Origin of the sequence: Nocardia sp. NPDC052316, from assembly GCF_044547795.1 — a bacterium.
In the GTDB taxonomy this organism is placed as follows: Bacteria; Actinomycetota; Actinomycetes; order Mycobacteriales; family Mycobacteriaceae; genus Nocardia.
Map to the genome: position 1 here is coordinate 1,050,557 of NZ_JBIUBB010000004.1, position 12,955 is coordinate 1,063,511.

Here is a 12,955-nt window from a genome sequence, read left to right on the forward strand (position 1 = left end):
TCGGTTTACGGTCGGTGATTCGAGCGGCGCAGAGTCAGCGCGACGCGCCCGCTGCGGCGGTCGATCGCGCACCAGGCGCCTGCGGATGGGTCGCCGAGGACGAGATCCGCCCGCCCCGGCCGTTGACCGAGCACGAGCCGGTCGATGCGGAGGACACCATCGGGGTCCGGCGGTGTCATCCGCAGGATGTTCTCCAGTGCCGAAATCGGCAGCGGCGGTTCGGGAGCGGGTTCGGCCGTCCACAGATCGGCGGGCTCGGTGTGGTGGACCGAGGCGGTGAGCGTGCCGCCGGGATGCCGTCGCCACTGTGCCAGGCGGACTATCGAGCCGCGCCAGCGCAGCGGGCCAGGCGGCGCGGGGATCGGTTCGCCCGCCGAGGCCGGGATCGCGGGCGGCGGTGGTTCGCGCGGATCGCCGTAGCGCACGGTCAGCCGGGCGACCGTGGTATCACCCGCGTGCACCGAGACCGCGATCGATCGGCCGTCCGCGTCGACCGCTGCGCGGCGCTCGAGCGCGAGCGTGCCTGCGACGAGACGCAGTCCCGCCGGGTCCACCGTTACCCCGGTGAGTTCGCGTGGCTGCTCCGGCACCAGCCAGGCACAGCTTCGCAGCACGTTCTCCAACAGGATCGTCACCGGCAGCGCGGGATCGCCGTGGACGAGGAAGTCCGCGGCGATCGGCGTGGTGTCGGCGGTGAAGCCGATCTCGGCGCTCAGCTCGGACCCTGGCCGCCACCGCAACGGTTCGCCGCGGTGGAAGATCTTCGGATACACCTCGGCGAAGCCGGGCAGCCCGGGCTCGACCGTGAATTGACCGGCCTGGGCGAGGCTTACCCCCGGGCCGATGGGTCCGAGGAAGGCGGCCTCGCCCGCGTGCGGGGCGAGCAGCTCCGCGTTCCAGCGCGCCAAGCCCTCGGCCGGGTCCATGGCGGGCATGTACTTCAGCGCGGCGTCCATATTGGCCGATACGCTCAGGCCGCGCCAGAGTGGCCAGCAGACCGTGAGGACATCCAGCCCGCTGGTTGCCTTGGCCCACAAGCCGATTCGTGCCAGCGCCTCGTTGGCCGCCGCGTAGTCCAGCTCGCCGACCATGCCGCCGAGCCGACCGGTCAGCGAGCCGGAGGCGCAGAGGAATCTCGGCTTGCGATCGCGTAAAGCGGTGACCAGCCGCAGGAAACCGGTGATCTTGACCGAGATGCCCGCCAGGAAGTCGCTGTCGGACTTCTTCGGCAGCCGTGCGGGCCGGTCGACCCCGGCCAGGTAGACCACGCCCGCCAGCTGCGGCCCGATCTCGTCCAGCAGCCGGTCGAGATCGGCTGGATCGGCATGGTCGCAACGCGAATAGCGCAGTGGCAGGCCGGATTCGGCGACCGAACGCAGATTCGTTTGCAACGCACGCAGGTTCGCCAGTTTGCCGAGCCGCCCGCGGACCTCGCGAATCCGCCCGGTGCCCGCCGCGGCGCGGATGTGTTCCCGCCGATACGCCTCGAATCCGGCGTCGTCCAAGCCCAGCCAGTCCTCGGTGCCGACCGGGGGTTGCGCCCGTCCGGTCACCACGATCCGGCAGCCGTGCTCGCGGGCGAGCGCACGCGCCAGTTCGAAGCCGATCCCGATGCCACCACCACAGACGAGCACGACATCGTCGGCGGTGAGGGTGACCGTCGGTGCCGCGACCGGCTCGGGCCGCGGCACCAGCATCCGCCGGACACCGTCGCGATAGCCGATCTCGGCGGGGCCGCGCGCATACAGTTCGGCGGCGACGAGATCGGGAAGTTCCGCGAGCTCCGGTCGCGCCACGTCGATCACGCGCGCGTTGACGTTCGGGATCTCCCGGGGGAGGGTCTTGGCCAGGCCGGCCCAGAGCCCGCCGAGCGGCTGGTGGATCGGGTCGCCGCGGTAGCCGGACTCGCCGTCCAGGTAGGTCACCGCGAGGTAGGCGAGCCTGCGGGCGTCGACCTCCTCGGCCCAGTCCGGGTAGCAGTGCCGCAACAGCGCGAGCGTGCGCGTCACGGCCTTGTCCGCCGCGTTCGGATCGCCGGGGTCGAATCGGTCGGGCAGCGTCAGGTCGACGATCGCGTCCGGCGCGCCGGGCTCGCCCGGCCGCCAGGACACGGCGCCGTGCCGGGCGAGGGCGACCGCGACCGCCGCGGCCGCCGCGTCGGTGCCGTTGCAGACGGCGACCCTGCGCCCGGCGAGACGGGGCGGCGAATCAAGCACCGGGGCAGGCACATTCACCCAGCGGAAGCGCCGGACCGTCGCCGCGTCACCGAGATCGTGCGTCACGTCCGGACGACCGGTTCCAGACGCATCCGCACGCCGGCCTGCGGACGCAGCGACACCAGCCCGGTGGGCAGCACGTGCTCACCCGAGGCCAGGCTCAGCCGGTAGCGCTGCGCGACCATCGCGACGGTCAGCTGCAACTCCAGGGTGGCCAGATGACTGCCGATGCACCGGCGTCCACCGCCCCCGAAGGGGAGGTAGGAGTACCGCGTCGGACCGGCGGCGGCCGGGCAGAACCGCTCGGGGTCGAACGCCTCCGGCGAGTCCCAGACCTCCGGATTGTGGTGGGCCGCGTACGGCGGGATCAGCACGCTCGTGCCCGCGGGCACGTGGTAGCCGCCGATCTCGTCGTCCGCGATGGCCTCCCTGGGGAACAGCCAGATCGGCGGGTTGAGCCGCAGCGACTCGTCCACGACCTGCCGCAGATACGGCAGGTTCGCCAGGTCTTCGACGGTCGGCGTGCGGCCGTCGAGCACGGTGTCCAGTTCGTCGGTCAGCTTGCGCCGGACATCGACGTGCTGGGCGATCGAGTACAGCGTCCACGCCAGGCCGCAGCCGGTGGTCTCGTGCCCGGCCATGAAGTGGGTCTTCAGCTCGGCCCGGATCGCCCTGCGGTCCCACGGTTCGCCGGTGTCGGGGTCGCGCGCCGCGAGCAACGCGTTGACCAAGTTGTCGTCGTCGGTGCCCTGCTGCGCGGTGATGACGTCGTCGATGACATTGTTCAGAACGGCCTGATAGCGCTTGAGGTCGCGTTGATAGCGGGTGGGCACCCACTGCGGCAGCATCTGCTCCACCTTGCCGGTGATGATCATCGCCTTGAGCGAGAAGCGCACCGCGGGCACCAGTTCCTCGGCGCGTTCGCGCAGGTCGATACCGAACAGCGCGCGGCTGAGCACACCCATGGACAGCCACATCAGGTCGTCGGTGATATCGATGACCTCACCCCGCTCGGCGGGGCCGGACCAGCGCGCCAACAGATCCTCGACGCAGTCGGTGATGATCGGCGCGGCCGCCTCGATCCTGGCGCGCTGAAAGAACGGCTGGCTGAGCTGCTTGCGCTTGCGCCACTCCGCGCCGTCGGTGGTCAGCATCCCGCGGCCCATGAACAGGTTGAAGCCCTGGTAGAAGCGGCCGCGCCGGTAGTTGTCCGGATTGTCTTGCAGCACATGCTTGATCGCGCTCGGCTCGGTGAGCTGGTGCACGAGATACGGCCCCAGCTTCACCCGGACGATGCCGCCGTACTTGCCTTGCAGATCGGTGATCAGGCCGAGCGAATTGCTCTTGAATTTGCTCAGCGCGCCCATCAGGTGGTCACCCTCTGGCCCTGGGGCTTGCCGGTCAACCATGCGTTTCTCCCGAAGTGTGGAACGTTCCGTCGGCGGGGTCGACATAACCGAGTACCTTCGCCCCGATGTCCTTGATCTGCGCGACCACGCCGCCGTCCGGTCGGGCGGCCACGAACCGGTTCGCGGCCGGACCGTCCAACGTGAACTCGGCGGGGGTCGCGTATAGCTCGAGCGGGCCCGCTTGGGCCAGTTCGACATCGTTCGCCTGCTGGTACAGATCGATGCGGCGCACCGAGGTGGGCACCGCCACCGGCAGCAGCCCGGCTTTGGTCGGGTGTAGCGCGCCCATCCTGGCCATGCCGTCGAGCAGCAGGCTCGGCATGAGGAACTTCGACCACACCGGGTCCGCGTCGGTCAGATCCGGCCGGAACCGGGCCCGCGCGCCGCGCGGATGGGTGCGGGTGTCGGTGGTGCAGACGAACGGTCCGGACAGGCGCACCGGCGAGCCGGGCAGATGATAGGGGTCCGGTACGGCGCGTTCGGCCGGATCGGTGGTCCAGTCCTGCCAGCGCAGCGCGGCGTTCGCCGCGGGGGCGAGCAGCACTCGACAGGTGAAGTGCGGCTTGTCCTTCGCGATGACCAACCCGGTCGGCGCGACGATGTCCGAGGTGATGCGCACGTCGATGGTGACCAGGTCCGCGGTCGCGGTGCCGACGCTGGCGTGAATGCGTTTCGGCGGGACATCGAGATCCGGGCGTACCTGGACGAAGCGCTCGAACACCAGGTCCTCGAAGCCGATCACGACGAGTTCGGGCCGCAGCGACAAGGCGGCCTCCGCCGCGATCTCGGTGACGAAAAGGCCTGGCAGCGTGGCGTGCCCGCGCACCGTGTGGCCGTACAGGTAGCCGTCGGCCTGCTCGGTCATCGGACACTCGTAGACCGCGGTGCCCTCGGTGCGCGACACGGTGTGGCGCAGGTGGTGATCGCCGGTTCGGGTGGTGCCGGTAAAGAACTCGGGGTAGAAGGACGTCACCGTGCGCCGCTCAGCGGCACCGAGATGCACGATGTGCGGCACCCGTTCGGCCGCGTGCAGTTCGCGGACGAAATGGTGAATGCCCTCGGCGACCGCCATATTCGAGTAGGAGTCGGCGCGTTCGTAGTACTTGCTGATGAGATCGCCCGCGCCCATCCCGGTGCCGCTCCACAGCGTCCACCCGATGGTCACCTCGTCTCGGCCCTGCACCCGTGCCGCGAATTCACTTGCCGTGGCGAGGAAATCGTTGCCCGCCGCGTAGTCGCTCTCGCCACGCTGGCCGAAGAAGCCGAGCAGCGAACCGAAGCTGCACCACAGGCCGACGGGAGTGTCGGCGAGGGCCTTCTTCAGGTTGCGGTGCGAGCGCAGCTTCAGGTCACGCACGCTGCGGAACGCCGCGAAGTCCTTGCGGGGCAACAACGCCGAGCTGTTCTTGCCCGCCGCGTTGATCAGCAGATCGATGCTCGACTCGGTGGCCAGGATCTCGCCGATGGCCCGGCGCACCGAAACCTCGTCGGTGACATCGCAGGTCAAGTATCGGACCCGAGCGGCGCCGCAGAGGCTCGCCATCGCGTCTATGTTGCCGCGGGCCGCTCGCGCGTCGAGCATGCGGTTGAACTCGCGGTTCAGCGTCGCGACCGGCGTGCCCGGCCGGGTCGTCAACTGGTCGCGCAGCCAGTGCTTGCGGCCCGCGGCGAACTCGGCGTCGGTCGCGATGAACGTCTCCGCCGGATAGTCGTCGAGCGGGTTGCTGCCAAGCAGATACAGTTTCGGGCCGAAGTCGGCGGCCAGCGCCTTGACCAACTCCGCGGTGATGCCCCTGGCGCCGCCGACCGCGACGACCACGGAGGACGCGGACAACCGCGGGCCGGTTTCGGCGAGGTCGAGATTGCGTTCGACGAGGGTGTAGGCGCAGCGGGTGCCCGAACGGTCGAAGACCACCGGCAACACCCGGTTTCGGCGGGTCTCCGCCTCGACGAGCAGTGCCCCTGCTGTCACGTCCTGCGTCGTGGTGACCAGCGCGAACCGCTCCGTGTCCGGTGCTTCCAGCTGGGCGGCCTTCATCAGCCCGGTGAACAGTCCGCTGAAGGGGTGCGGCACCTCGCGGTGCAGACCGCCGAGCAGCAGTGCGAACACCGAGGCGTGTTCGGCCCGGCGCAGCACCAGGAACAACAGATCGTGCAACGCCTCCACCGCGGGCGCGCCCTCGGTCAGGCAGTTCGCCACGGGTGCCGACGCGGCCAGATCGACAAGTACCCGAACATCTTTCGGCGCCCGACCGGCGAGTGCGGCGTCCACCGTGTCCGAGGTCGTGTCCGGCGTGGCGCACAGCACGATCGCGTCGTCGGGGAGTGGGCCGAGCGCGGCGACGAGCTCCGGATCGTCGGTGAGCAGGACGACTCCGGCGGGCAGGAACGGCAGGGCCGGGCGGATCGCGTCGGCCGGCACCGGAACCAACTCGGGGACATGACGTCGCACCTTGCATGCGGCACCGGGGCCATAGGCATCCGGCGAGCTGAATCGCTCGGGCAGCGGCGGGGCCTCGGTAGCGGGGATGGTGAGGCCGATCCGGGTCGCCGGGGTATCCGGCTCGCCGTGGCACACCACATCCGCCGAGCCGCCCCCGGTGAGCAGCAGGCGAAGGACCTCCAGCCCGCCCGCGGCGCCGAGGTAGCGCGCGGTCGCCGGCGCGGGCACGCCGCATTCGACCTCTGCCGCAGCGGATTTCGCCGACTCGTCCACGACACCGATCTCGTCCACGATCGCGAGGATCGGCATCCCCGATGCCACCGCCACCTCCTCGGTGGCCAGCGCGAACAAGAACGCGCCGTCGGCGGGGGCCGTGTCCGGCAGCAGCTCGGCGAGCAGCGGCCGCAATTCGGCCAGATCGTTGCCGTTGATACCGCCCGCGAGCGCGACATCGATATCGCCGGCGCGCAGATACTGGCAGGCCACATCGAAAGCGGACAGCGTGGAGGCCAGGCCCGCGTCCAGGGTCAGGTTCGGCCCGTGCAGGTCGAAATAGTTCGCCAGCCTGGCCGAGATGATGTTCGGCATGATCCCGGAGAACGAATCCTCGTTGGACGGTGGGACCAGTCGCTGCGCGTGTTCGGACAGGCCGTCGAGCAATTTGGGCAGCAGCTCGGACTCGGCCAACCGGGGGTTGCGGTAGAGCGCGCCCGAGATGTCGTCCAGGTAGCAGCGGTTGGCGTACAGCATGCCCGCCCTGGTGGGGCCGAGATTGCCGACGAACACACCGGTCCGGTCCGCGTGGTCCTGCCAGGAGTCGCCGAGCTGCTCGCGCAGTTGGTGCCCGCACTCCAGGATCATCAGCTGGCAGCGGTCCACGGTCCGCACGGTCGGCGGTGGCAGCCGCACCTTGTCGAAGGTCGGCGTCGGGTACTTCTCGCCGAAGCTGTCGGCCGGGCCGGGGCCGGTGCCGCGCAGCCAGGCCTCGATCGCGGTCCGATCGGCCAAGCCGGGCAGGTGAGCCGCCCAGCCGACGATCGCGATCCGGCCGTCGCGCCGCTGCGACGCGGTCTTCGTCGGGACCGCGGCCGGATGCTGCTCGGACAGCAGCAGATGGGCGTTGGTGCCACCGAAACCGAAGCCGGTCACCGCGACCGTGCGCGGGCGATCCTGCCGCGCGGGCAGCGCCAGCGCCTCGGTCGGGATGGTCAGCCGGGATCGGTCGGCGGGGAAGTCGACCGGCGGTGCGGTGAAACGGAATTGGGGCGGCACGACGCCGTGGCGCAGGCCGAGGGTGGCCTCGATCAGCGACACCACGCCCGCCGCCCAGCCGGTGTGCCCGATCAGCGACTTGTTCGAGGTGACCGGAATCGCCTCGGCGCCATAGCTTTCGTGCAGGGTCTTCAGCTCGGCCGTGTCGCCGGCCGGAGTGCCGGTGGCGTGCGCGATGATCCAGTCCACCGGGATCGGCGGATCGGTCTCGCGGGCCCGGGAGATCGCCCTGGCTTGGCCCTTCGGGTTCGGCGCGTAGATCGCCTTGCCCTTGCCGTCGGAGGAGGTGCCGGTGCTGCGCAGCACGCCGAGCACGTCGTCGCCGTCGGCGCGGGCCCGGCTCAGTCGCTTGAGCACGACCACGGCCGCGCCGTCGGCGAAGATGACCCCGTCCGCGTCACGGTCCAGCGAGCGCACCTCGCCCTTCTTGGACAGGCCACGCAGTTTGGAGAACAACACCGTGCCGCGCGGGCCGAGCGCGAAGGCACCGCCGCAGACCGCGAGGTCTACCGCGCCGTCGAGCAGGGCCTTGGCCCCGATGTCCACGGCATAGAGCGAGGACGAGCACGCGGTGTCCACCATCTGCACCGTGGTCGCCGCGGGCAGCACGCCATCGATGGCCAGCCTGCCCACCCGATGCGGCAGGAAGCGGGCCACGTTGTCGCCTGCGCCGCGCCGATACCGTGCGCCGAGGGTGCCTGCGACCTCCGCACGCAGGAAATCCCGTGCCGCGGGCGCCAGTTCGGCGAGAATGCTGTCCGCCCGGTCCACGGCGGCCGCGAGCACCCCCGCCTCTTCCAGGTGCTGATTGCCGTCGGGGGTGTAGCCGATGACGGCGCGGAATCGATCGGTCGGCCGAGTGCCGACGCCGCGCATGGCCTGAATCACGCTGTGCCGCAACCAGGAGGTGGTGAACTCGTGGTTGCCCGCGGGATCGGCGGGATCGAATCCGCCCTCGGTGGGCGCGAATTCGGTGATGAACACGCACCGGTCCTGATACGCCTTGTCCTCCGCGCTGTCGTCGGTGGAGTGGAACGAATCCCGTTCCCAGCGGTCCACCGGCACGGGGACGAACAGGTCGGCGCCGGTATTACGCAACTGCCAGAACTCTTCTGGACTGTTCGCGCCGGCCACGGCCATGCCGATGCCGACGATCGCGATCTCGTCGTCTTCCGGTTCGGTGACCGGGGTTTCGGCCTCGAACCGGGTATCGACGCCCGCGGCGCAATCGTGTGGTTCGCAGACCGAAGCCTCGGCCACGGGCCGTGCGCCGGCGCCCGAAGCGCTCGGTACCGGTTCGGTATCCATGGTCGCGGCGGCTTGCCCCGGAACCGTTGTCGCCGAAGCGAGTTCGCCCGGCGCTGACAACAGCGGCACGCCGAGTGAAAGGCCGCCGTCGGCGAGCACGGTCTGTCCGGTGATCCACCGCGCTTGCTCGCTGGCCAGGAATGCCACCAGATCCGCGAATTCCGCTGGGGTGCCGAGCCTGCCGAGTGGGGTCGCCGCGCCGATCGCCCGCTGCATCGCCGCGGCCTGCGGGAAGGCGTCGGCGACGTCGCTGACCAACATCGCGGCCGAGGCGGTGTTGACCCGGATGCCCGCCGCGGCATAACGCGCGGCCAGGTATCGGGTCATCGTCTCCATCGCCGCCTTGGCCGGGGCGCACGCGAGGTAGTTCGCCATCACGAACTGCGAACCACCCAGCGCGGAGATGTTGACGATCGCGCCCCGGCCCTGCCGCCGCATCAACTCCGCGGCGTGCTGCGAACAGCGCAGTGCGCCTTTGACATTCGTGTCCCATCCCAGATCGAGCTGTTCGTCGGTGACCTCGTCGTCCGGTACCAGGGCGCCGGAGGCCGCGTTGTTCACCAGGATGTCCAGCCTGCCGAATCGCTGCTCGATCTCGGCGAACATTCGGGTGACCTGATCGGAGCGCGCCACCGAGCCGCGGAGCAACTCGACCCGGCCGAGCGGACCGAGTTCGCGCGCGGTCTCCTTGGCCGCCTCATGCGAGTGGAAGTAGTTCACGATCACGTCCGCGCCGCGCTCCAGCAGCGCGGTGGTGATGGCCTTGCCGACGCCGTGCGCCCCACCGGTGACCAATGCCAGCTTGCCGCGTAGCTCAGACATCGACGGATTCCCGGTCCGACAGTCTGGTCATCGTGTACCCGATGACCTTGCCCATCGTGTCGTAGTCGGCCAGCCGGAAACCGTCGGTCCTCGGTTGCAGGCCGTACTCCTCGGACACCCGGTTCAGCAGCTCGATCTGCTTGACCGAGTCGATGCCGAGCTCGGCCTCCAGCTCGACTTCGTCGGTGAACACCTCGATCGGGTATTCCAGCGCCTCGGCGTACATGGTGCGCAGCGTGCCCGCCACTTCCTCCCGTGCGGGTTCGCTGTTGTCGGCGCGCGCGCCGTTGCCGGCGTGCGCGCCGTTCCCAGCGTGCGCGCCATTGGTGGTGTGCGCGCCATTGGTAGCCGCAACTGGTTGTGGTGCAACAGGTTCCGGCACATCGACCGGATCGCGGTCCGGCAGAGCGGCGATATGCCCGTTCTCGAACGTGCGTCGGACGTGCGCGATGATCTCGGTGCCGTGCAGATCCCAGAAGGTGTCGAAGTCCGAGTTGGCGGCGCCCACGCCGAGCAGGCCCGCCGCGCGCAGCCGCAGCAGCGCCACTTCGGTCGCGCCTGCGGGCAGCGCGGGCACGGCGGTGTGCGGATCGGTCTCGAGGGTCTTCGCGGTGAACTTACACAGCGTGCCGAGCGCACCGCACTCGACGAAGCCGCGCACCCCCCGCGCGTAAAGCGTGCGGATACCCTCCCCGAAACGCACCGGTGCGACGAGATGGCTCGCCAACAGCTCGGCGATGTCGTCGTCGGCGGTGTAGGACCGATTCAGGATCGGCGAATACACCTCTGTCTGTGGCGGATTCGCCGGGATGTCGCGGATTCGCGCGGCCAAGCCGGGGCCCGCCTGCCGCAGCAGCGGGCTGTGGAACGGGGCGGGTGAATCGAGCCGGACGAAGGAGATCCCGATCGCGGTGGTGAGGCCGCGCAGGGCGTCCATCGCGTCCTGCGGGCCGGACACCACGGTCTGCCGCGCGTGATTCTCCACGGCGACCGCGAGATCCGCGTTCTCCACCAGCTCGACCAGCGCCCGGGTCTTGCGCGGGTCCGCGCCGACGGCGGCCATGTAGCTGTCGGGCAGATCCAGTTCGCCGACCGCCCGCACCCGGTGCCAGATGATCCGCGCCCCGTCGGCGACGGAGTACACGCCCGCGCTGACCAGCGCGGCGATCTCGCCGAGGCTGTGCCCCATGTGGATGCTCGGCCGCAGGCCTGCCGCGTGCAGCACGCGATACACGGCGACCGAGGTCGCGTAGATCGCGAGCTGGGAAACCCACGGCTCGTCGGCCAGCAGTTGGCCGAGCGTCGGCGGCTCCGCGCGCAGGACGGCCGAGGAGAGCGAGCGGCCCACCTCGGCCATGGGCACTGTGTCGACCTCGGCCAGCACGGCACTCACCTCGGGGTGGCGCTCGGCGGCATTGGCCAGCGCCACCCCGTCGAATCCACCCTGTCCGGGAAAGAGTGCAACGTTTGTCGAAATACGGTTGTCCACCGCTACGTTCTCCCTATTCTCCGAACACCGGTCCGGATACGTACTGCGAAACGAAATCTGTTGCTACCCATCGGCTGACGGGTAGAGAGGCGGGCAGCGCTCAGGCGCTGATCCCGACCAGGTTCACCTGGTGCATGGCCAGCCATGCGTTCAACCGCACCGGTGGCTCGGTGTAGGCCGAGCGGGCGATCATCGAGTACGGCTCGGTGATCGGTTTGTCCAGATGTGCCCGTACCACTTCGACATCCAGCAGCGGCAGGATCGGTGAGGCGGGCTCGGCCATGATCTTGCCGAGTTCCTGGTTGATCGCGACGTCGTAGCCGATGTCCTGGGTGGTCGGGTAGGGCGCCTTCTTCCGCTGCGAAATAGACTGGGGAAGAAGGTCTTTCGTGGCGGCGCGGAGCAGACTCTTCTCCCGGCCGTCGAACGTCTTGAGCGACCACGGCGCGTTGTACACATACTCGACCAGGCGGTGATCGCAGAACGGCACCCGGACCTCCAGCCCGGTCGCCATGCTCATCCGGTCCTTGCGGTCCAGCATCATCGCCAGGAATCGGGTCAGGTGCAGGTGGCTGGATATCCGGGTGCGCCGCTCCAGTGCGTCGGCGTCGGGCAGGTGCACCACCTGACGGACGGCGTCGGCGTACTGATCGTTGACGTAGGTGTCCAGGTCGATCGCCGCCGCGAGGTCACGGTCGAGGAAGGCCGCGCCGAGTTTGGCCGCGGGCACCGGACTCGGTGTGTGCCAGGGGAACGTCGGCTGCTCCGCCGGGAACCACAGGTAGCCGCCGAAGATCTCGTCGGCGCCCTCACCGGACAGCGCCACCGTCGAGGCCTCGCGGACCCCGCGGAACAACTGGTAGATCGAGGGATCCTGATCGCCGATGCCGTAGGGCAGATCCCAGGCCCGCAGCACCGCGTCCCGGATCGCGGGCTCGACCAGCGTCGCGGTGTCGAGCAGGATCTCCCGGTGGTCGGTGCCGACGTGACGCGCCAGCTCCAATGCGAACGGGGTGTCCGGCGCCTCGCGCAACAGCTCCGGCTTGAAGTTCTCGGTATGGCCGACGAAATCGACCGAGTAACTGCGCACCCGGCCTTCGCCGTGTGCGCTCGCCGTGCGCTGGGCCAGTGCGGTGAGCACACTCGAGTCCAGCCCACCGGAGAGCAGGGTGCACAGCGGCACATCCGAGACCATCTGCTTGGTCACAATGTCCTCGAGCAGTTCGCGGACGTGACCGACGGTGGTCGCCAGATCGTCGGTGTGCGGCCGGGTCTCCAGCTGCCAGTACCGTTCCTCGCGCAGCTGCCCGCGCCGGACCCGCAGGATATGACCGGGTCGCAGCTCGAAGAGGTTGCGCAGCGGCGTGCGTCCCGGCACCCTGGCCACCGCGAGCGCGTCCCGGAGGCCGTCGGCGTCCATCTCGGCGCGGGCGGCCGGGTTGGCCAGGATGGCCTTCGGCTCCGAGCCGAACAGCACCCCGTCCGGCAGCGGGTAGTAGTAGAGCGGTTTGATGCCGAGCCGGTCGCGCACCAGGATCAATTCGTCCACTCGGCTGTCCCAGATGGCAAAGGCGAACATGCCATTGAGCCGATGCGTGAAGTCCGTGCCCCACTGCAGATAGGCGCGCTGCACCACCTCGGTGTCGCTGCGGGTGGCGAACCAGTGGCCGAGTCCGCGCAGCTCCTCGCGCAGTTCGGCGAAGTTGTAGACCTCGCCGCTGTAGCTGATGACGAGGAAGGGCTCGCCGTCGTTCGTCGTCTCCGGGGTGCGCATCGGCTGCCTGCCGCCGGCGATATCGATCACCGCCAGCCGCCGATGGCCGAGCGCGACGTGTTCGCGCACCCAGAGGCCCTCGTCATCGGGTCCCCGGAGGGCCATGGTGTCCGTCATCCGTTGTGCGATATGGGTTTGCGTCCGCAGATCCCGGTCGAAGTCGACCCATCCGACGATTCCACACATGGCCATCCCTTTCTGATGTGGCGTCAGCGGCGGCTG

The 12,955-nt window shown here is 69.6% G+C and carries 5 protein-coding genes; all 5 read right to left on the reverse strand.

Annotated elements, in window-relative coordinates; translation table 11 throughout:
* Positions 1-5: 5 nt before the first annotated feature.
* The gene (locus ACIHA7_RS23280; RefSeq protein ID WP_397293014.1) at positions 6-2,282 is read right to left on the reverse strand and encodes a KR domain-containing protein; all 2,277 of its coding nucleotides are present in this window, start codon (positions 2,280-2,282) and stop codon (positions 6-8) included.
* Positions 2,279-3,625, reverse strand: a complete 1,347-nt coding sequence (locus ACIHA7_RS23285) for a cytochrome P450 (RefSeq protein ID WP_397293015.1) — start codon at positions 3,623-3,625, stop codon at positions 2,279-2,281. The genes ACIHA7_RS23280 and ACIHA7_RS23285 overlap by 4 nt, the downstream gene beginning before the upstream one ends.
* Positions 3,618-9,470 (reverse strand): SDR family oxidoreductase, encoded by a 5,853-nt coding sequence (locus tag ACIHA7_RS23290; protein WP_397293016.1) that lies wholly within the window; start codon positions 9,468-9,470, stop codon positions 3,618-3,620. The genes ACIHA7_RS23285 and ACIHA7_RS23290 overlap by 8 nt, the downstream gene beginning before the upstream one ends.
* Positions 9,463-10,959, reverse strand: a complete 1,497-nt coding sequence (locus tag ACIHA7_RS23295) for an acyltransferase domain-containing protein (RefSeq protein WP_397293017.1) — start codon at positions 10,957-10,959, stop codon at positions 9,463-9,465. The genes ACIHA7_RS23290 and ACIHA7_RS23295 overlap by 8 nt, the downstream gene beginning before the upstream one ends.
* 100 nt (positions 10,960-11,059) lie before the next feature.
* Complete coding sequence (asnB, locus tag ACIHA7_RS23300) at positions 11,060-12,919, reverse strand: asparagine synthase (glutamine-hydrolyzing) (protein ID WP_397293018.1); 1,860 nt, start codon at positions 12,917-12,919, stop codon at positions 11,060-11,062.
* Between the last annotated feature and the right edge of the window lie 36 nt (positions 12,920-12,955).